Consider the following 19,773-nt stretch of genomic DNA (forward strand, 5'->3'; position numbering starts at 1 on the left):
CGCCCTTTTTGGAAATCCGCGCGCGCAGCGACGCCGACGTCCCCAAGCGTATATTGACGGCTTTCGCCGTCCGCAAGCGCAGCCGAGCTTTGCTCGCAAGGACCATACCGCATTTTGCGGCGGTTTGAATCGACTTGCGGATCGTTCGCGAAGGTTCTACTGCTTCCTTCGTAGGCGTCCGGCGAAGATAACGCCCGGCCGGCCGCAGGCAAGCGTCCCCGGCGGCTCGTTCCGTCCGGGCGATGCGGGGGCAAGGGCGTTTCGGGGCTTGAATCTGCGGAAACTGGCGCAGCGCGGCCGCGTTTCGCCAATTTCCGGTGAAAAATTCCGCGCAGTTCCGATTCAGGCGCTGCGAAGGGCGGGCGCGCCGCGTCCCATCGTTTATAAATGTGCCCGTCGGCCCGGAGCGCTACCGAGCAGAGCCCGCAATCGAGAAGAGAATGTGCGCCTCCCCAAGCTTCTGATCGCCCTCCTTCTGCTGGTCGCTTCCACGACCGCGGCCTATTGCGTCGACTCCGTGCGCGTGCCCCAGGGGGCGCGCGCGATCGACCTCACCCATGTGGTGGAAAAGCATTATTCGCAGAGCGACCGCCTGCAGGTGTCGACGGCGCCGGGGTCGGACGGCATCGTTCGCCGCATCGAGGTCGGCGCCCGCGAGGCGGGGAGCCGGCCGAACTGGATCGTTTTCGCGCTCACGAACGACACGGACGAGCAGATCGAGCGCCTCATCGTGGCGCCGCACTTCCGTCTTCAGGGCTCGGGCGTCATCTGGCCGGACCTCGGCGCGACCCGCATTTCCGCCATTACGGCGAGCCAGGGCTTTCCCCCCGAGGCCGAGGATTCCCCCGACGCGGACGTCTTTCGCGTGACGCTCGATCCCGGCACGACTGTCACTTACGTCGCCGAGCTGCGCACGCCCAATCTACCCCAGCTCTATCTCTGGGAGCCCGAGGCCTACAAGGACAAGGTCACGAGCCTCACGCTGTACAAGGGCATCGTCATTGGCATAGCGGGCCTGCTTGCGCTCTTCCTCACCATCGTCTTCGTCGTGAAAGGGGCGGTGATCTTCCCGGCGGCCGCCGCGCTCGCCTGGGCGGTGCTGGCCTATGTCTGCATCGATTTCGGCTTCTGGGACAAGATTTTCGGCACGGACGCCAACGCCGACCGCATCTGGCGCGCGGGCGCCGAGACGGTCCTCTCGGCGACGCTCGTCGTCTTCCTTTTCGCCTATCTCAATCTCAACCGCTGGCATGTGCGCGCCTGGCACGTGGCGGTGTTGTGGCTGCTGATTCTCGCCGATCTCGTCGGCCTCGCCATGTTCGACGCGCCGGTCGCGGCGGGCGTCGCGCGCATCTCGCTCGCGACCATCGCGGTCGTCGGCTTCGTGCTGGTGCTCTATCTCGCCTCGCACGGCTTCGACCGCGCGATCATGCTGATTCCCACGTGGTTCCTCCTTGTCGTCTGGGTGGCGACGGCGGGCTTCGCGGTGGCCGGCTGGATGACGAATGATCTCGTCGCCCCGGCGCTCGTCGGCGGCCTCGTGCTCATCGTCATGCTCATCGGCTTCACGGTGATGCAGAACGCCTTCGCGACGGGCGGCCTCTCGCATGGCGCGATCAGCGACGTGGAGCGCAAGGCGCTCGCCATGACCGGCGCCAATGAAATCGTCTTCGACTGGGACGTTCCCTCCGACCACATCTATGTGAGCCCGGAGGCCGAAGCGGCGCTCGGCCTCGACCGCGGCGGGTTGGAGGGCTCGGCTTCCTCCTGGCTCGATCTGCTGCATCCCTTCGAGCAGGACCGCTATCGCGCCTGTCTCGACACCCTTCTCGAACAGCGCCGGGGCCGCATCAATCAGGAGTTCCGCCTGCGGGCGGCCGACGGGCACTATCTCTGCTACCGCTTGCGGGCGCGCCCCGTCGTCGGCCCGGACGGGGAGGTGATCCGCGTCGTCGGCACTCTCACCGACGTCACCGACGAGCGCAACGCCCAGGAGCGGCTGCTGCACGACGCGGTGCACGACAATCTGACCGGTCTGCCGAACCGCGAATTGTTCTTCGACCGGCTGGAGGCCGCGCTCGTCTTCGCGCGCATGGAGAAGGACGTGCGCCCGACGGTGCTCGTCATCGACATCGACCGCTTCAAGCAGATCAACGAGCAGGTCGGCATCGCCATGGGCGACAGCATTCTGCTCACCGTCGCCCATCGCCTCACCCGGCTGCTTCAGCCGCAGGACACGCTGGCCCGCCTCAACGGCGACACTTTCGCGATCATCCTCGTCTCCGAGACCCACGCCGATCACGTCATCACGCTGGCCGATTCGGTGCGCCGCTCGCTCGCGACGCCGGTGCGCTTCACCGATCGAGAGATCGCGCTCTTCGCGTCCATCGGCATCGCGCTCTATGACCAGCAGATGCATCCGGGCGCCAACGACATGCTGGAGGACGCGGAGATCGCCATGCGCTACGCCAAGCGCATCGGCGGCAACCGCATCGAGGTCTTCCGGCCCTCCATGCGCGCCCAGCGCTCGGACCGCCTGACGCTCGAAGCCGACATGCGCCGCGCGCTGGAGCGCGGCGAGGTGAAGGTGTTCTTCCAGCCCATCGTGCGGCTCGAGGATCGCACCATCGCCGGCTTCGAGGCGCTGCTGCGCTGGGACCATCCGCGGCTCGGGCGCCTGGAGCCCGCCCAGTTCATCCCCATCGCCGAGCAGACCGGCCTGATCATCGATTTCGGCCTGCTGGCGCTCGAGCGCACGGCGCGCGAACTCGCCGCCTGGCAGCGCGCGCTCGCGGTCGATCCGCCGATCTTCGCCTCGGTCAACGTCTCCTCGCGGCAATTGCTGCGCCACGATCTGCTGCGAGACGTGAAAAGCGTGCTGATGCGCCACGACGTGACGAAGGGCAGTCTCAAGCTGGAGCTGACCGAGAGCCTCGTCATGGAGAATCCCGAATACGCCGCGCAGATGCTCGCGCGCATCAAGGAACTCGGGGCGGGACTCTCGCTCGACGATTTCGGCACGGGTTATTCGTCGCTTGCCTATCTCCAGCGCTTCCCCTTCGACACGATCAAGATCGACCGCTCTTTCGTGAAGCAGAGCGGCAAGGGCGCGCGGCCGGTGATCCTGCGCTCGATCATTTCGCTCGCGCAGGATCTCGGCATGGATGTCGTGGCCGAAGGCGCAGAGACGGAAGCCGATGCGATCGAGCTTTATCAGCTCGGCTGCGGCTATGCGCAGGGCTACGCCTTCGGGCGTCCGATCAGCGCGCAGGAGGCGCGACGGCTCGTGGGCGCGGCGCCAGAGGCGGCGGCTTGAGGCCTCGCGGCGGCGCGCAATGATGGAGCCGAGTCCGATAGAACATGACCAGAAAACCCGCCGCGCATTCCGTTCCCGTCGACCAGCTGTCGCGCCGCGACGCCCGCGCCGAACACGCGCGACTCGCGGAGGACATCGCGCGCTATGACAAGGCCTATTATCAGGAAGATGCGCCGCTCGTTCCGGACGCGGACTATGACGCCGCGCGCCGTCGCTACGAGGCGCTGGAAAAAGCCTTTCCCGAACTCGTCACGCCTGAGTCGCTGACGAAGAAAGTCGGCGCGAAGCCCAGCGAGAAATTCGCGAAAGTGAAACACGCCGTGCCGATGCTTTCGCTCGGCAACGTGTTCTCGGATGAGGAAGTCCACGATTTCATAGCGCGCGTGCGCCGTTTTCTCGGCCTCCCCGAGAACGCGTCGATCGCCTGCGCCGCGGAGCCGAAAATCGACGGGCTTTCCTGTTCCCTGCGTTACGAAAGCGGCCGCCTCGTTCAGGCGGCGACGCGCGGCGACGGATACGAGGGCGAGGATGTCACCGCAAATATTCGCACCTTGAAGGAAATACCGCATATTCTCCGCGACGGCGCGCCGGACGTGCTGGAAGTGCGCGGCGAGGTCTATATGACGCACGCCGATTTCGCCGCGCTCAACGCGCGCCAGCAGGCGGCCGGCAAGCCGCTCTTCGCCAATCCGCGTAACGCCGCCGCCGGCTCGCTGCGCCAGCTCGATCCGAAGATCACCGCCGAGCGCCCGCTGCATTTCTTCGCCTATGGCTGGGGCGAGGTGAGCGCGCTGCCCGCAAAGACGCAATGGGACATGCTGGAGGCGTTCAAGCGCTATGGCCTGCACGTCAATCCGCGCACGAAGCTTTGTCACAGCGTCGAGGAGATGCTCGCGCATTACCGCGCGATCGAGGCGGCGCGCGCGACGCTCGGTTATGACATCGACGGAGTCGTCTACAAGGTCGACGACGTTGCGCTTCAGGAGCGGCTGGGCTTTGTTTCCCGCGCGCCGCGCTGGGCGGTGGCGCATAAATTCCCCGCCGAGCGTGCGACGACGATTCTTCGCGACATTGAGATTCAGGTCGGCCGCACCGGCGCGCTTACGCCCGTCGCGCGGCTCGAGCCCGTCACGGTCGGCGGCGTCGTCGTGTCGAATGCGACGCTCCATAACGAAGACGAGATCGCGCGCAAGGACATTCGCATCGGCGACACGGTCGTGGTGCAGCGCGCGGGCGACGTCATTCCGCAGATCCTGGAAGTCGTAAAGGACAAGCGTCCCCGGGGCGCGAAGCCCTATCAATTCCCGCATGTCTGCCCGGTCTGCGGCTCGGCGGCCCTTCGCGAAATCGACGAAAAGACGGGAGAGGCGGACGTCGTGCGCCGCTGCACCGGTTCCCTCATCTGCCCGGCGCAGGCGGTGGAGCGCCTGAAGCATTTCGCCTCCCGCAACGCCTTCGACATCGAAGGGCTGGGCGACAAGCAGATCGAATATTTCTTCCAGGAGGGCCTGATCCGAACGCCTTCCGATATTTTCACGCTCGAAGAGCGTGACCGCAAAAGCCTCACGAAGATCAAGAATCGCGAAGGCTTTGGCGAGACCTCGGCGCGCAATCTCTTCGCGGCCATCGCAGCGCGACGGACAATCCCAATTAATCGTTTCCTTTATGCGCTCGGCATCCGGCATATTGGGGAGACAAACGCCCGGCGCCTCGCACGGCATTTCGGCGATTTCGAGAGTCTGCGGGAGACGGCGCGGGAGGCCGCGCCCGGCACGGAAGCGCGCGCGCGCATCGACAGCATCGACGGCGTGGGGCCGGTCGTGGCCGAGGCGCTGCACGATTTCTTCGCCGAGCCGCATAACGAAAAAGAGATCGACGCGCTGCTGAAGCAGGTGACGCTGGAGCCGATGCCGCAGATCGCGTCGTCCTCGCCGGTCGCCGGCAAGACGGTCGTCTTCACCGGCGGGCTCGAACGCCTCACGCGCGACGAGGCCAAGGCGCAGGCCGAGCGCTTCGGCGCGAAGGTCGCGGCGTCCGTGTCGAAGAAGACGGATCTCGTCGTGGCCGGTCCGGGCGCGGGGTCTAAACTCGCCAAGGCGCGCGAACTCGGGATCGAGGTGATTACCGAGGACGAGTGGTTTGCGCGGACGGGGCAGGGTTAGGCGAAATTCTCGCCGCTCCAATCCCTCCCCGCAAGGGGGAGGTGTGGAGAACGAGGCGAAAGTCCCGGATTGTCTCCATCAAACCGCCTTCGACCCCGGCGTATCGCCCTTCTGATAGGCCGTGCCGAACGCGTAATCCCACCAGATGGCGTGCACGCCGAAGCCCTTCTCCGCGTCGCGGAAATGATGGAGCATATGCAGGCGCTTCACTTGTCTGCCGAAGTCGGAGGTCGGCTGGCCATGATGCGTCCAGTAATGCACGCAGTCATAGATCACATAGCCGGTCATGAAGCCCGCGAGCACAGGCCAGGAGAAGGCCGGACCGAAGATCAGCCGGATGATCGCCAGCGCGATCAGCATGATCGGACCTGAGAGCAACGGCGGCATGACGAGCCGCAGCGGATCGTTGGGGTAGATGTGATGCACGCCGTGGATCAAAAACTGGAAGCGCGGGCCGAGGCCGAAGGGCAGAGGGAACACCGTGTGGAAGAGATAACGGTGGCCGAAATATTCGGTGAGCGTCCAAGCCACATAGCCGATGAGGAGGCCCAGAAGCAGCAGGCCCGCGCCGAGGGACGACAGCGAATATAAGGCGAGGCCGAGAATGATCGGCGTGTAGACGATGATCGGCGTGAGATGATGCACGCGCGAGAGCTTGTCGAGCAGGTCGCTCTCGAAGAGGCGCGGCGAGGCGTCGAGCGCTTCGGTTCTCGTTTCCTGCGTCATGATTTTACTCCGCGGCGGCGGCGATCGGCGCCGCCGTGCGCCCGGCGGCCTGCGTCACATTCTCCGACCGCGTGCCGAGCGAATAGGTCGGATCGAAAATGAAAGTGACGAGCAGCGCGACCCATGAGCGATGGCAGCGCAGATCGTCATAGAACTCCGGCGCCATGGCCTTCAACTCGGGCAGGCGGGTCCAGGGAATCTCGTGAAAGTCGTGATGCTCGTTGTGATAGCCGATGTTGAGCGCCACCTTGTTCAGCGGGCCATAATAATCGAACGTGCCCTGATCGGGACCAAAGGCGAAATGCTCTTGCACCCAGCGCGCCGAGAGCGGATGCAGGCCGCCGACCGAGAACCAGAAAGAGAAGAAGAGGTAGAGCAGGGCGTTCGGCCCGAAGGCCCAGAGCACGAAAAGATCGAAGGCGGCGATCACGGCGATGTTGATATAGGTCCATTTGCCCATGATCGGCACCGTGCCCTTGAGCCGCGACAGGCGCGCGAGCTGGATGGCGGGGAACGCAAAGAGCCAGGCGGCCTTGCGCCACGTGCTGTTGCCGACCCAATCCACCTCCCACCGGCTCGGGATGTCGGCGTCGTAATCGTAGGCCGAGAGATGCGAGTGGTGCTTGATGTGATAGCAGCGGAAGCCCATCGCGGTGGGGAAGGCGTTCGGCAGATCCGCGAGAATCGCGGTCCATTTGTTGGCGAGCGGGCTGTCGAAGACGCAGTTGTGGATGGCGTCGTGGATGACGACGAAATTGGCGTGATTGGCGAAGGCGCCGACGCAGATCGCCAGAATGAGCGAGAGCCACCAATAGGAGAGACCGAGCCAGCCCATCCAGGCGGCGATGAGCAACTGGCCGGCGAAAATCCCCGCCGTGATCTTGAAGGTGAGCGGATCCTTGCCGAAGAGGTCGCGCACCTGCGGATATTTCTCGAGGATCAGCCGGCGGCGCTCGACGTGCGAGCGGTCGGCGCCCTGGGCTGTGACCGAAATGGCGTTCATGGCGCAGTTTCCTTCGCGGTTTCGACTCGACCGAAACGCTTCTCGTAAATGCGGTGGACCTTGTCGATCTTGCCGCCGAACATCTCGATCGGCTTGCGCATCGCCAGATTGTCTTCGAGCACCCAGCCCGCCTCCAGACGCCGGAGCGAGAGCGCGGCGCCGCGCCGGCGCATCTCCTCGATCATGGCGAGGAGGATGGCGCCGCCGGTCGCGCTGTTCTGGAGCGCTTTTCGGGTGCCGAGCAACACGATTCGCGCGGTCTCGAATTTGTGGCCGCGCAGGCGCGAGACGAGTTTCGCGAGGCCGAAGGGGAAGAGCCGCCCGTCGAAGTCCGACACGATCTCGAACAGATTGGGCAGGGCGATGACGAAACTCTGCGGTTCGCCGTCGAGTTCCACGACGATGCCGAACTCGGGCGGCATGACGAATTTCAGCGCGTCGGCGGTCGAGTCGAATTCCGCCTTTGTGAAGGGCACGAAGCCCCAGTTCCCGCTCCAGCCGTCGTTGAACAGCGCCTCCATCAGCGCCGTCTCTCCGGTCTTGAGATTGTCGAGATCGAGCGGGCGGAGCCGGAGGCGGTCGCGCCATTCTTTTCGGTTGGAGATGCGCGGTTTCTCGCCGAGCAGCGCGTCGTCGATCGCGAATCGATAGGAGACGAGATCCTTCGCCTTCTCGTAGCCCAGCGCCTCAAGATGGCGCGAGAGATAGGGCGGATGCCAGGGCATGAAGATCATGGGCGTCGCCTCGAAGCCCTCGACCAGCATGCCGCATTCGCCGTTGATCGTCGGCGAGAAGGGGCCGTTGATGCGCGTCGCGCCCTTGGATTTCAGCCACGCTTCGGCGGCTTCCGTCAGGGCGCGCGCCACCTCGATGTCGTCGATGGCGTCGAGCGCGCCAAACTGCGCGGGGCTCGCGCCGACGGGCGTCACGTCCATGTAGACGTGAGCGGCGATGCGTCCAACCCATTGGCCGTCGCGGCGGGCGAGGAATTTCCGCTCCTCGACCAGCCTGTAATGCGGGTTGAGCACATGGGCGAAAAGCGTCCAGCGCTCGATGTCGAGCGGCGGCGCGAAGCCCGCCGCGCCCTTGTAGAGAAGGCGCGGCAGCTTGCAGAAGGTCGTAAAGCGCGAGAGCCCTTCGACCGGCACGATCTCGATTCTCGCCATATGAAAAGTCCTACGCGTCAAAGGCGCCGCGCGAAAGCGTCAAAACGACGCGGCCGCCGCCCGTCACGCCGCGGCGCCCGCCATGGCTGCGGCGACGATGCGCTGCGCCTCCTCCGAGACCGGGGGTATTTCCCGCAGCTCCTGGATGACGCCCCGGATCTCCGCCTCGGTATGATTGGCGGAGAAGAAGAAGCGCAGGCGCGGCCCGTCCTTCGGCACGCCGATGCGCACCACGGGCGGCACGTAATAGCCCTTTTCGAGCAGATGCCGCGCGGCCCACATGGTCTCGAGATCGCTCTCGAAGAGGATCGGCACCACGCCGCGGCCGATGGCCGGGCCGGTGGAGAAGCCGTTTTCATGCGCCACCTGGCGGAAGAGTTCGGCGTTTTGCGCGAGCTTGCCGATGCGCCAGGTCTCCTCCTGCATGAGCTGCAGCGCCGTGCGCGCGGCGGCGAGGATCACCGGCGAGAAGCCGACGCTGTAAACGAAGCCCGGCAAGGTGAAGCGGAACCAGTCGATCACTTCCTTGCGGGCGCAGACGTAGCCGCCGCAGGAGGCGAGGGTCTTCGACATGGTCCCGACGATGAGGTCGATGCGCTGGGGGTCGACGCCCTGATGTTCGGCGAGGCCCCGACCGCTTTCGCCCAGAACGCCGAGCGAATGCGCCTCGTCGACCATCAGCCAGATCTTGTATTTGTCCTTGATCTCGTAGAGGCGCGGCAAGTCGGCAGTGTCGCCGTCCATGCTGTAGACGCCTTCGACCACGACGAGCACGTTGCGATATTCCTCGCGGTGCTTGTGCAGCAGATGGTCGAGATGATCCATGTCGTTGTGGCGGAACTTCACGACATGGGCCGGCGCGCCCTCCGCGCCGTAAACGATGCTGTTGTGCGCGAGTTCGTCGATGAAGATCGCGTCGCGCTTGCCGTTCATCAGAAAGGCGATGGTGGTGACGTTCGCCAGATAGCCTGAGACGAGCGTCAGCGCGCTCTCCATGCCGATGAATTTGGCGATTTCCGCTTCGAACTGCTTGTGGGTCGTGCGTTCGCCGCCCACGAGCCGTGAGGCGAGCGCGCCAATACCGAGGCTGTCGACCTCGCGCTTGGCCTCCTCGCGAATGCGGGGATGGTTGGCGAGGCCGAGATAGTCGTAATTGGCGAAGCTGACGAAATGCGTCCCCTGCGCCTCGAACTCCGACCGCAGCTTGTCGATCTGGGCGAAGAAGGGGTTGTTAAATTCGAGCAGGGCGTTGCCCGCGAGGCGGAATCTCCGCGAGGCGTAATCCGTGAGGCTTCTGTGTCTCGTCACTGAATTCGCAGTCCCTGGATGCCGGGCGCGCCGCGCGCTCTTGGTCTGGAAGAATCAGGGCGCCCAAGGGGCGCCCAATGATTGATCGCGTCCCTTACCACTAGAGCCCCCGCTGCGCCAGTGCGCCGGACGGCCGCGGGGCGACGACGAAGACTATGGCGCTCGCGCTCCGCTTTCTCTATTGCCATTTCCCATGACGGAGACGCCTCATCGCCCCCACGCCGACTTTCATTCCGCCCTGCGGCTGCGCGTGGAGGGGCTCGTCGTCGTGCGCGGCGGCCGGCGGGTGCTCCAGGACGTGAGCTTTACGGTTTCCGGGGGCGAGGCGCTGGTGGTGACGGGCCGCAACGGCGCCGGCAAATCGACGCTGCTGCGGGCGATCGCCGGCCTCCTGCCGCATCTTTCGGGCGCGATCGCGCTCGACGGCGGCGCCCCGGAGACGGACCTGCCCCAGCAGGCGCATTATCTCGCCCACGCCGACGGCATGAAGGCGGCGCTCACGGTGGAGGAAAATCTCGACTTCTGGGCGAGTTATCTCGCCCGCGAGCCAGACGCCCGGAGCCGGCCGGTCGCAGCGGCGCTTTCGGCCGTCGGGCTGTCGCACGCCCTTCAGGCGCCCTTCGGCGCGCTGTCCGCCGGCCAGAAACGCCGGGCGGCGCTGGCGCGGCTGCTGGTCGCCTTCCGCCCTGTTTGGCTTCTCGACGAGCCGTTGACCGCGCTGGACAGGGGCTCGCGCGAAAAATTCGCCGCCGCCATGCGCGACCACTGCGCGAGGGGCGGAATCGTCGTCGCCGCCACGCACGAGCCCCTGGGGCTCGAGGAAGCGGGCGAACTCGCGCTGGGAGGCGCGCAATGACCTCTCCTCTCGCCGCGCTTTTCCTGCGCGAATGGCGCATCGCCCGCCGCGTGGGCGGCTCCGGGGCGATGGGCGTGGTGTTTTTCCTCACCCTCGTCGCCATCGTCCCCTTCGCCGTGGGGCCGGACCCGAATCTCCTGTCTCGCATCGGTCCCGCCATCCTGTGGATCGCGGCGCTTCTTGCGAGCCTGCTCGCCTTCGACCGGCTGTTCCAGGCCGACTCCGAGGACGGCTCGCTCGACCTTCTGCATCTCGGCGAGACGCCGCTGGAGCTCGCCGTGCTGGCGAAATGCGCCGCGCATTGGGCGGCGACGGGCCTGCCGCTCGTCGTCGCGGCGCCATTTCTGGGGCTGATGCTTCAGCAGGAGACGATGGCGCTCGCGGGCGTCGTCGCGACGCTGCTCGCCGGCACGCCGGCGCTCACGCTGATCGGCGCCATCGGCGCGGCGGCGACGGTGACGGTGCGCCGCGGCGGGCTGCTGATGGCGCTGCTCGTGCTGCCGCTCACGATTCCGGTGCTGATCTTCGGCGTCTCGGCGTCGGAGGCGGCGGCGGGCGGAACCGTGCCCTTCCTGTCGCCGTTCTCGATCCTTTGCGCGATCACCCTGGCCGCGCTGGCGCTGTGCCCCTTTGCGGCGGCGGCGGCGCTGCGGCATTTGGGGGAGTAAAAAGTCGCCCCTGAAGAACGCGGCTCACGCGGGGCTTGTTTGATTTTCTGACTTTTCCGGCTGGGCGAAGGCGCGGAGGAGGAAGGCGCACAAAAGCGCGAGCCATTTGAGCAGGCGCCGGAAGTTGTATCCGGCTGCGGCGAGGACGGCGCTGGCGGCGTCGCCGGTCGTATGGGCGAGGAAGTTGCGGCCCATTCTGGGGTCGGCTTTGAAATGTCCGATGACCGGTTCGACGGCGGAGCGTCGCCGCAGTTCGCGCTTGATCGTCGCGCCGATCTGTCGCTCCATCTCCGGCATCGCCACGGCCAGCGTGTGACCGTCATAGGGCGCGCCCGCCAGCGCCTTCACATGCGTGACGAACTGGCCGCCCTTCGAGGCGCGCAGCGTGGTCGCCGCCGACGCCTTGACGCCGAATCCAGCGCTCGCACAGGGCTTCGTCGGAGAGGTCGCGCATGCGCTTCAAGATCGCGAGCCCGGCCATCAACCGCGTCGAAGCGCTGCTCGAGAAAATCCCAGCCGATCGCCGCGGCGAGCTTCGGCAGCGGACGCCCCATGTCGACGGTCTGATCGAGCCGCGAGCGAAACACATCCTTCCGCCCGCTATCCCGCCGCTCCTTCGGCCGCATCGCGACTCTCCCTCGCCGATATCGAGGAGAGGACAGGTTCACAACAAACGCCGCCGATCAATTTGCAAGGAAACCGACCCAAACACAGGCGAAGCTTGCGAAAACGATTACGTCGACTGCGCCGAAAACCCCCTCACATCAGAGCCTTCCAAGTTGTTCACGGACAACTCAGGACATTGTCGGCATGACGAAACTGGCGCCTTCCCTGACGCCGCCCGGCCAGCGGGACGTCACGGTCTTGGTCTGCGTATAGAAGCGGAATGCGTCCTCGCCGTGCTGGTTGAGATCGCCGAAGGCCGAGCGTTTCCATCCCCCGAACGTGTAATAAGCGAGCGGCGTCGGGATCGGGGCATTGACGCCGACCATGCCAACCTGCGCGCGAGACGCAAAATCGCGGGCCGCATCCCCGTCGCGCGTGAAAATCGCGGCGCCGTTGCCATATTCATGCTTGTCGACGAGCGCGAGAGCCGTTTCGTAATCATTGGCGCGGACGATCGATAAGACAGGACCGAAGATCTCCTCCCTGTATATCCGCATCTCGGGCGTGACGCGGTCGAAGAGACAGCCGCCCATGAAAAATCCATTCTCATAGCCCTGCATCCTGAAGCCGCGGCCGTCGACGAGGAGCTGCGCGCCTTCCCTCACGCCGAGGTCGACATAGCCCCTGACGCGGTCCAGATGGGCTTTGGAGATCAGCGGCCCGAAATCTGCGCCCTCGTCGGTCGAAAGTCCGATCTTCAGGCCTTCGACTCGGGGGATCAAGCGTCGCAGAAGCTCGGCGGCGGTTTCGTCGCCGACGGGCACGGCGACGGAGATCGCCATGCAGCGTTCCCCCGCCGAGCCATAGCCGGCGCCGACCAGCGCATCGACCGTTCGGTCCATATCCGCGTCGGGCATGATGACCATGTGGTTTTTCGCAGCGCCGAAACATTGCGCGCGCTTCCCTGCGGCCGCGGCCCGCGCGTATACATATTCCGCGACATGCGAGGAGCCGACGAAGGAGATCGCCCGGACGTCCTGGTCGTCGAGCAGCGCGTCGACGGCTTCCTTGTCCCCGATGACGACGTTGAGCACGCCCGGCGGAAGTCCCGCCTCGATCATCAGTTCCGCGAGCCGCAGCGGCACGCTCGGATCGCACTCGGAGGGCTTCAGGACGAAAGCGTTGCCGCAGGCGATCGCAGGCGCGAACATCCACATCGGGATCATGGCGGGAAAGTTGAAAGGCGTGACGCCGGCGGCCACGCCGAGCGGCTGCCGCATGGAATACATGTCGATTCCCGGTCCAGCGGAATCGGTGAAGTCGCCCTTGAGGAGATGCGGCGCGCCCGCCGCGAATTCCACGACTTCAACGCCGCGTTGTATGTCGCCGCGCGCGTCGGCGAGCGTCTTGCCATGTTCGCGCGCGAGAAGCTCGGCCAGCGCCTCCATGTCGCGCGAGACGAGTTCGAGGAATTTGAACAGCACGCGCGCGCGGCGTTGCGGGTTGGTCGCGGCCCAGTCCCGCTGGGCGGTTCGCGCATTCGCCACCGCCTCGCGCGTCTCCTCCCGGCTGGCGAGCGGCGCCCGCGCGGCGACGGCGCCGGTCATCGGCGCGAAGACGTCGACGGAGCGGCCCGAGCGCCCCGGGACGCGGCGGCCGCCGATCAAGTGAGCGAGTTGCCGCATGTCGGAGGCTCCCTGTTCGTTTCTTTCCGCGTGCGCGCCCTGCGTCTTTCAGTCCGGGGCCGCTGACTTAAGTAACAAATATATAATCGCCAAAGAGGGAGGTCTCGCGAGATGGCCGACGCCTCACAGGAAAAAAACCGCTACGCGCTGTCGCCGCGCAACGCAGACTGGACCATCGAGCAGGATTGGGCCTCCTATACGGAAGAGGAGCACGACCGCTGGAGCCGTTTGTTCTCGCGGCAGATGCAGCTCTTGCCCGGCCGCGCCTGCGACGCCTTCCTCGCGGCGATAGAAACCTTGCGGCTGTCGCCCGCCGGCGTCCCCGATTTCGGGGAGCTGAGCGAACGGCTTTCCGCGCTAACCGGCTGGCGCGTCGTCCCCGTCGCGGGCCTCATTCCCGACGACGTCTTCTTCACGCATCTGGCCAACCGGCGGTTCCCCGCGGGCGCCTTCATCCGTCCGGAATGCGAGCTCGATTATCTGTCCGAACCGGACGTCTTTCATGATGTCTTCGGACATGCGCCCTTGCTGGCGGATCCTGTCTATGCGCGCTTTCTCGAGGCCTATGGCAGGGGAGGCGAACGCGCACTCGCGCGCGGGCAGTTGCACAATCTCGCCCGGCTCTACTGGTACACGGTCGAGTTCGGCCTGATTGAAACGGCCGAGGGATTGCGCATCTTCGGCGCGGGCATTTTGTCGTCGCCCGGCGAGACGATCTTTTCGCTCGAGGATGCGTCGCCGAACCGCGTCGCTTTCGATCTGCTGAGGATCATGCGAACGAAATATATCATCAGCGACTATCAGCAAACTTATTTCGTCGTGGATGGATTCGAGCGGCTGCTCGAGGAATGCTATCGCGATTTCGGGCCGCTTTACGACAGCCTTCGGGTTCTGCCCGACATCGAGGCGCATGAATCGATCGCCGCCGACCGCGTCCTCACGGCCGGCGATTTCCATTATTTCCGCGCGAAGGGACTCGCGGCCTGACATCCGTCGTTACGCAGCGACGACCTTCTGCTCGATCGCGCCGAAGATCGAATGGCGGTTCGCATCCAGCATCTCGATACGAACGACGTCGCCCGCGCGCAGAAAGGGCGTGCGCGGGCGGCCTTCGAGAAGCGTTTCGACCGTGCGCTGCTCGACAAGGCAGGAGTAGCCGAGGCCGCCCTGAGCGGCCGGCCGTCCGGGACCGCCGTCCTCGGAGCGGTTCGAAACCGTTCCCGAGCCCAGGATCGTCCCCGCGCCGAGCGCGCGGGTTCTGGCGGCGTGGGCGATCAACTGTCCGAAGTCGAAGGTCATGTCGGCGCCTGCGTCGGGGCGTCCGAGCGGCGACCCGTTGACCGAGGACAGCAGCGGCAATGACAGTTTCGCGCCGTCCCAGACGGCGCCGAGTTCGTCCGGCGTCGCTGCGACGGGCGAAAAGGCGGAAGCGGGTTTCGACTGAAGGAAGCCGAAGCCCTTGGCGAGTTCGTCCGGAACCAGCGCGCGCAGCGTGACGTCGTTGACGAGCATGACGAGCTTGACATGCGATCGCGCGGCTTCCGCCGAGACGCCCATCGGAACGTCGTCGGTGATCACGGCGACTTCCGCTTCAAGATCGAGGCCCTGCGCCTCGTCTTGCAGCGGAATCGCGTCGCGCGGCCCGAGAAATCCGTCGGAACCGCCTTGGTACATCAGCGGATCGGTCCAGAATCTCTCGGGAAGCTCGGCGCCCCGCGCTTTTCGCACGAGCGCGACGTGATTGACATAGGCGGAACCGTCGACCCACTGATAGGCGCGCGGCAGCGGCGCGGCGCAATCGCGCTCCCGGAAGCGAAACGTCGGGATCGTTCCGGCCTCGACCTGCGCGGCGAGCGCTGAGAGCGCGGGCGCGCAGCGGCTCCAGTCGTCCAGCGCCGCCTGCAAGGTCGGCGCGACTCTGTCGGCGAAAGCCGCGCGGGCGAGATCGCGGGAAACAACGGCGAGCCTGCCGTCGCGGCCGCCTTTCAACGACGCGAGTTTCATGCGCGCCTCATGGCCTGCCGTCGAAGCGTTTGCGCAGTCCCGACCAGCATTCCGGATAGTCCTCCTGCAAGGTTTCGAGCGCGACGGCGTAGGGCGTCGGATGCTGCGGCAACCGCGTCTCGATCATGAAGGCGAGCGTGTTTTCGAGCTTCGCCGGCTTCAGCTCCGCATGTGTCGCAAGCTCGACGGCGGCGGCGTCGGGTCCATGCGGGAGCATGGCGTTGTGAAGCGACGCGCCGCCGGGCGAGAAGCCCTCCGGCTTGGCGTCATAGGCTCCGAAAATCAGCCCCATGAATTCGCTCATGACGTTGACGTGAAACCATGGCGGACGAAAGCTGCGCTCGGCCACCTGCCAGCGTTCGGGGAAGATGACGAAGTCGACGTCGGGGACGCCCGCGCGAACCGAGGGCGACGTCAGCAGGCAAAAAATCGACGGATCTGGATGATCGAAGAGGCTCGCGCCGAGCGGCGAAAAATTTCGCGTGTCATATTTGTAGGGCGCATAATTGCCGTGCCAGGCGACGACGTCGAGCGGCGCGTGGGGAATGTCGCAGGCGTAAAATTCGCCGCCCCATTTGACGGTCAGGCGGCAAGGGCGGTCCGAATCCTCGAAAGCGGCGACGGGCGTGAGGAAATCGCGGGCGTCTGCGAGTCCATTGGCGCCGACGACGCCGCGATTTGGCAAGCAGAAGGGCGCCCCGTAATTCTCGCAGACATAGCCCCGCGCGGCTCCATCCGACAGGCGCACGCGGAATTTGACGCCGCGCGGAATCACGCAGCACTCCCGCGGCGCGACCTCGATCAAGCCGAATTCCGTATCGAAGATCAGGCGGCCATCTTGCGGAATGACGAGCAATTCGCCGTCTGCGTCGTAAAAATAATCGTCCGTCATCGATCGGGTCATGAAATAAAAACCCGCCGACGCGCCATAGCGCGCGTCGGCGTCGCCCGCTGTCGTCAGGGTCCGAACGCCCTCGATGAAGGTCAGCCTCTGCGCCGGGAGCGGCGGCGGTCCCCATCGCATTTGGCCGATGGCCGTCTTGCGCGCTTCTCCCGCGCGCGCGGTTCGCCAGAAGGGCGCCTCGGCGCGTATAAAGCGCCGCGCATGCAGGACGGAGGGGCGGATGCGATAAAGCCAGGCGCGCCGGTTGGATTCCGCCGGCGCGGTGAAGGCCGAGCCCGACAGCTGCTCCGCGTAAAGGCCATAGGGGCAACGCTGCGGCGAATTTTGCCCTCTCGGCAAGGCGCCCGGCAACGCTTCGCTTTCAAAGACATTGCCGAAGCCGCTCATATAGGCCGTCATTTCATCGCCCTTGGCGCCAGCGCCCCGCGCCTTAACTGATCTTCTTCGATCGACTCGAACAGGGCGCGGAAATTCCCTTCTCCGAATCCCTCGTCGCCTTTGCGTTGGATGAATTCGAAGAAGATCGGCCCGATCACGGTCCTGGAGAAGATTTGCAACAGGAGACGAGGCGGCGCGCCGGCGGCGTCTCCGTCGATCAATATGCCCAGCCGCCGCAGGCGCTCGATGGATTCGCCATGCGCCGGCAGGCGTTTTTCCACGGCGTCGTAATAGGCGGGCGGCGGCGCGGGCATGAACTCCAGTCCATTCTCGCGCAAGCGCTCCACCGTCTCGTAGATGTCCCGGCAGGCGCAGGCGATGTGCTGCACGCCCTCGCCCTTGTAGGCGTCGAGAAACTCCTCGATCTGGCTCGCGTCGTCGGCGCTTTCGTTGATCGGTATGCGGATTTTGCCGCAGGGGCTCGTCATCGCGCGCGAGCGAAGGCCCGTGAACCGGCCTTCGATGTCGAAAAAGCGAACCTGCCGGAAATTGAAGATGCGCGCATACCAGTCCGCCAGCGCATCCATGCGTCCGCGCCGGACATTGTGCGTCACATGGTCGATCGCGACGAGTCCCGCGCCGTAGGGTCTGGGATCGGCGCCGTCCGTCCAGCGGAAATCCACGTCCCAGATCGAGCCGCGCGCGCCATAGCGATCGACGAGATAGATATTCGCGCCGCCCACCCCTTCGATTGCGGGGATATTCAGCTCCATCGGGCCGGGCCGTGTAGGCGCGGCGGGGACGGCGAGCGTCCTGGCTCGTTGAAAAGCGAGGCCCGCGTCGCGAACGCGGAAGCCCATCGCGCAGACTGACGGCCCGTGAAGGCGCGCGAAATCCGCCGCAAAACTGTCGGGCTCCGCGTTGAGGACATAATTGACGTCTCCCTGACGATAGAGCGTCACATTCTTCGAGCGGTGGCGCGCAACCGCCGAAAAGCCTATGGTTTCGAAGAGCGCCGCGAGCCGGGCTGGTTCGGGATGCGCGAACTCCACGAATTCGAAGCCGTCGGTTCCCATCGGATTGTCGTCCGAGGGCGAGGAGTTGTGGGCGAGGGGCGCGAAGGAGATCATGTCGCCGCCGGGAAAATCGAGTGACTGTCTCTCAGCTATTGCGGCGCGCGCGCGTTTGAAGCCCTATCTTCAAGTCACGGCGCCGAATTTTCGTGCGGCGCCTGCGAAGAGGCGTCATGCTGCTCTATGACTATTTCCGGTCTTCCGCCGCCTACCGGGTGCGGATCGCGCTCGCGCTGAAGGGAATCGCCGTCGACCGGCGGTTCGTGCATCTGTTGCGCGAGGGCGGCGAGCACAGGAGCCCCGGCTATCTTGCCGCCAATCCGCAGGGACTGGTGCCGGCGCTGCAACTCGACGACGGAACGACGCTCACGCAGTCCCTCGCCATCATCGAGTATCTGGAGGCGACGCATCCCAAGCCGAAGCTGATCCCGGCCGATCCCGTTCTCGCCGCGAGAGCGCGCGCCGTCGCGCTCGCGATCGCCTGCGAGATCCATCCGCTCGGGAATCTGCGCGTCGTCTCCTATTTGGAAAACGAACTCGGGCAGAGCGCAGAGGCTGTCGCCGCGTGGCGGCGCCATTGGATTCTCGACGGTCTCTCCGCCGTGGAGAGGCTGATCGCGCCGGCGCCTTTCTGTTTCGGCGCCGAGCCGACGATCGCGGACGTCTGCCTCGCGCCGCAGCTCTTCAATGCGGAACGTTTCGGCGTCGAGATCGACGCCTTTCCTGGAATTGGCGTCGCCGGCGCGGCTTGCGCGCGGCATCCCGCCTTTCGCGCCGCCCATCCGTCCGTCCAGCCGGACGCCGCGTGAGAACGTTCTCGCGCGCAAAAAATCGAGGAAGCGATGACCGACGAACTTTTCGTGTCGCGAAGCGGCCGCCTCGGCCGCATTCGTCTCAACAGGCCGGCGGCGCTGAACAGCCTGACGCTCGCGATGGTGAGGGATTTCGCGCGCGCGCTCGACGACTTTGAGGCCGATCCATCTGTCGTGGCCGTGCTCGTGACGGGCGAGGGCGAGCGGGGCCTTTGCGCGGGCGGCGACATTCGCGCGCTTTACGATCTCCGCAACGGCGACAAGGACGATTACAAGGCGTTCTGGCGCGAGGAATATCGACTCAACGCGCGGATCGCTTCCTATCCGAAGCCCTATGTCGTCGTCATGGACGGCGTCGTGATGGGCGGCGGCGTCGGCGTTTCGGCGCATGGAAACCGACGGATCGTCACGGAGCGGACGCGGATCGCCATGCCCGAGACCGGCATCGGCTTCATCCCGGACGTCGGCGGCACATGGCTGCTCGGGCGTGGAGACGGCGTCGGACATTACATGGCCTTGTCCGGCGTCGCGGTCGGCGCCGCAGACGCCCTGCATGTCGGCCTTGCCGACCTTCATATGCCGTCGGCGCGTCTTCCCGAGGCGATTGAACGCCTGTCGTCGATCGCGGAGGCGGAAGAGATCGCGCCGGTCCTGCGCGACCTCGGAAAGGACGCCGCACCCGGCGGGATAAAGGAACAGAAGACGCTTCTCGACCGCGCCATGTTCGCCGTCGACGTCGAAACGGTGCTGGAAACACTCGACCGCGACGGCTCGGATTTTGCGCGCGGCGCCGCGGCGGCGATCAGGCGCGCGTCGCCCACGAGCGTCAAGGTCACGCACGCATTGCTGAAACTGGCGCAGACGGCGGACCGGCTGGAGACATGTCTCGTCCATGAATATCGGGCGGCCTGCAGCCTTCTATACGGTCGCGATCTTTACGAAGGGATTCGCGCCGCGGTGATCGACAAGGACAGGCGCCCGCAATGGTCGCCTGCGACCCTCGACGAAGTCGACGGGGCGACTGTCGCGGCGATTCTGCGTGGAACGGGCGATCCGGATCCGACATTCGCCGAACAGCGGCGATAGTCGTGCGCGAAGCAATTGCT

Annotated in this window: 15 protein-coding genes and 1 pseudogene; 7 read left to right on the forward strand and 9 right to left on the reverse strand. The window is 65.6% G+C overall.

What is annotated here, in order from left to right; all coding sequences use genetic code 11:
- The first annotated feature begins 442 nt into the window (after positions 1–442).
- Together ACV959_RS03565 and ligA are read left to right on the forward strand one after the other, a co-directional pair.
- Positions 443–3,316 carry an EAL domain-containing protein gene (locus ACV959_RS03565; RefSeq protein ID WP_475738551.1) on the forward strand — a complete coding sequence of 958 codons (2,874 nt, stop codon included), beginning with the start codon at positions 443–445 and terminating at the stop codon, positions 3,314–3,316.
- A gap of 44 nt (positions 3,317–3,360) precedes the next feature.
- Positions 3,361–5,478 carry an NAD-dependent DNA ligase LigA gene (ligA, locus tag ACV959_RS03570; protein ID WP_475738552.1) on the forward strand — a complete coding sequence of 706 codons (2,118 nt, stop codon included), beginning with the start codon at positions 3,361–3,363 and terminating at the stop codon, positions 5,476–5,478.
- 78 nt (positions 5,479–5,556) lie between these two features.
- Here ligA and ACV959_RS03575 read toward each other — a convergent pair whose 3' ends face one another.
- From ACV959_RS03575 to ACV959_RS03590, 4 genes are all read right to left on the reverse strand, one after another.
- On the reverse strand, positions 5,557–6,204 hold the full coding sequence (locus ACV959_RS03575; RefSeq protein WP_475738553.1) for a sterol desaturase family protein: 648 nt from the start codon (positions 6,202–6,204) through the stop codon (positions 5,557–5,559).
- Between the two features lie 4 nt (positions 6,205–6,208).
- Positions 6,209–7,207, reverse strand: coding sequence for a fatty acid desaturase (locus tag ACV959_RS03580; protein WP_475738554.1), 999 nt, complete (start codon positions 7,205–7,207; stop codon positions 6,209–6,211).
- Positions 7,204–8,373 carry a hypothetical protein gene (locus ACV959_RS03585; protein WP_475738555.1) on the reverse strand — a complete coding sequence of 390 codons (1,170 nt, stop codon included), beginning with the start codon at positions 8,371–8,373 and terminating at the stop codon, positions 7,204–7,206. The genes ACV959_RS03580 and ACV959_RS03585 overlap by 4 nt, the downstream gene beginning before the upstream one ends.
- Before the next feature lie 63 nt (positions 8,374–8,436).
- Positions 8,437–9,681 (reverse strand): aminotransferase class I/II-fold pyridoxal phosphate-dependent enzyme, encoded by a 1,245-nt coding sequence (locus tag ACV959_RS03590; protein ID WP_475738556.1) that lies wholly within the window; start codon positions 9,679–9,681, stop codon positions 8,437–8,439.
- Between the two features lie 193 nt (positions 9,682–9,874).
- Here ACV959_RS03590 and ccmA point away from each other — a divergent pair, with 193 nt between their 5' ends.
- Both ccmA and ccmB read left to right on the forward strand, forming a co-directional pair.
- Positions 9,875–10,537: a heme ABC exporter ATP-binding protein CcmA gene (ccmA, locus tag ACV959_RS03595; RefSeq protein WP_475738557.1), complete on the forward strand. Its 663-nt coding sequence runs from the start codon at positions 9,875–9,877 to the stop codon at positions 10,535–10,537.
- The gene (ccmB, locus tag ACV959_RS03600; protein ID WP_475738558.1) at positions 10,534–11,205 is read left to right on the forward strand and encodes a heme exporter protein CcmB; all 672 of its coding nucleotides are present in this window, start codon (positions 10,534–10,536) and stop codon (positions 11,203–11,205) included. Before ccmA ends, ccmB begins: the two co-directional genes overlap by 4 nt.
- Positions 11,206–11,229: 24 nt before the next feature.
- On the opposite strand, the pseudogene ACV959_RS03605 reads toward ccmB, so the two are convergent.
- A pseudogene (locus tag ACV959_RS03605) lies at positions 11,230–11,619 on the reverse strand (IS5/IS1182 family transposase); the annotation flags it as partial.
- Between the two features lie 380 nt (positions 11,620–11,999).
- Positions 12,000–13,496, reverse strand: coding sequence for a CoA-acylating methylmalonate-semialdehyde dehydrogenase (locus ACV959_RS03610; protein ID WP_475738559.1), 1,497 nt, complete (start codon positions 13,494–13,496; stop codon positions 12,000–12,002).
- 111 nt (positions 13,497–13,607) lie between these two features.
- Between ACV959_RS03610 and phhA the strand changes: the two genes are divergently transcribed.
- Positions 13,608–14,483, forward strand: a complete 876-nt coding sequence (phhA, locus tag ACV959_RS03615) for a phenylalanine 4-monooxygenase (RefSeq protein WP_475738560.1) — start codon at positions 13,608–13,610, stop codon at positions 14,481–14,483.
- A 9-nt stretch (positions 14,484–14,492) separates the two neighbouring features.
- On the opposite strand, the gene ACV959_RS03620 is transcribed toward phhA, so the two are convergent.
- From ACV959_RS03620 to hppD, 3 genes are read right to left on the reverse strand one after another with little or no spacing between them, the layout of a single operon-like run.
- Complete coding sequence (locus ACV959_RS03620; RefSeq protein WP_475738561.1) at positions 14,493–15,500, reverse strand: fumarylacetoacetate hydrolase family protein; 1,008 nt, start codon at positions 15,498–15,500, stop codon at positions 14,493–14,495.
- 7 nt (positions 15,501–15,507) lie between these two features.
- Entirely contained in the window at positions 15,508–16,803 is a 1,296-nt protein-coding gene (hmgA, locus tag ACV959_RS03625) for a homogentisate 1,2-dioxygenase (RefSeq protein ID WP_475738562.1), read from the reverse strand.
- Positions 16,800–17,912, reverse strand: a complete 1,113-nt coding sequence (gene hppD, locus ACV959_RS03630; protein WP_475738563.1) for a 4-hydroxyphenylpyruvate dioxygenase — start codon at positions 17,910–17,912, stop codon at positions 16,800–16,802. Before hppD ends, hmgA begins: the two co-directional genes overlap by 4 nt.
- Before the next feature lie 116 nt (positions 17,913–18,028).
- Here hppD and maiA point away from each other — a divergent pair, with 116 nt between their 5' ends.
- Together maiA and ACV959_RS03640 are read left to right on the forward strand one after the other, a co-directional pair.
- Positions 18,029–18,664, forward strand: a complete 636-nt coding sequence (maiA, locus tag ACV959_RS03635; protein WP_475738564.1) for a maleylacetoacetate isomerase — start codon at positions 18,029–18,031, stop codon at positions 18,662–18,664.
- A gap of 33 nt (positions 18,665–18,697) precedes the next feature.
- Positions 18,698–19,753: a 3-hydroxyisobutyryl-CoA hydrolase gene (locus ACV959_RS03640; RefSeq protein ID WP_475738565.1), complete on the forward strand. Its 1,056-nt coding sequence runs from the start codon at positions 18,698–18,700 to the stop codon at positions 19,751–19,753.
- The last annotated feature ends 20 nt before the right edge of the window (positions 19,754–19,773 follow it).

Source organism: Methylocystis sp. Se48 (genome assembly GCF_056269425.1).

Coding starts and splice junctions, on each gene's coding strand:
- maiA (WP_475738564.1), top strand. CDS start 18,029: ATGCTGCTCTATGACTATTTCCGGTCTTCCGCCGCCTACCGGGTGCGG.
- ACV959_RS03580 (WP_475738554.1), bottom strand. CDS start 7,207: ATGAACGCCATTTCGGTCACAGCCCAGGGCGCCGACCGCTCGCACGTC.
- hppD (WP_475738563.1), bottom strand. CDS start 17,912: ATGATCTCCTTCGCGCCCCTCGCCCACAACTCCTCGCCCTCGGACGAC.
- ccmB (WP_475738558.1), top strand. CDS start 10,534: ATGACCTCTCCTCTCGCCGCGCTTTTCCTGCGCGAATGGCGCATCGCC.
- phhA (WP_475738560.1), top strand. CDS start 13,608: ATGGCCGACGCCTCACAGGAAAAAAACCGCTACGCGCTGTCGCCGCGC.
- ACV959_RS03640 (WP_475738565.1), top strand. CDS start 18,698: ATGACCGACGAACTTTTCGTGTCGCGAAGCGGCCGCCTCGGCCGCATT.
- ACV959_RS03610 (WP_475738559.1), bottom strand. CDS start 13,496: ATGCGGCAACTCGCTCACTTGATCGGCGGCCGCCGCGTCCCGGGGCGC.
- ligA (WP_475738552.1), top strand. CDS start 3,361: ATGACCAGAAAACCCGCCGCGCATTCCGTTCCCGTCGACCAGCTGTCG.
- ACV959_RS03575 (WP_475738553.1), bottom strand. CDS start 6,204: ATGACGCAGGAAACGAGAACCGAAGCGCTCGACGCCTCGCCGCGCCTC.
- ACV959_RS03585 (WP_475738555.1), bottom strand. CDS start 8,373: ATGGCGAGAATCGAGATCGTGCCGGTCGAAGGGCTCTCGCGCTTTACG.
- hmgA (WP_475738562.1), bottom strand. CDS start 16,803: ATGACGGCCTATATGAGCGGCTTCGGCAATGTCTTTGAAAGCGAAGCG.
- ACV959_RS03620 (WP_475738561.1), bottom strand. CDS start 15,500: ATGAAACTCGCGTCGTTGAAAGGCGGCCGCGACGGCAGGCTCGCCGTT.
- ccmA (WP_475738557.1), top strand. CDS start 9,875: ATGACGGAGACGCCTCATCGCCCCCACGCCGACTTTCATTCCGCCCTG.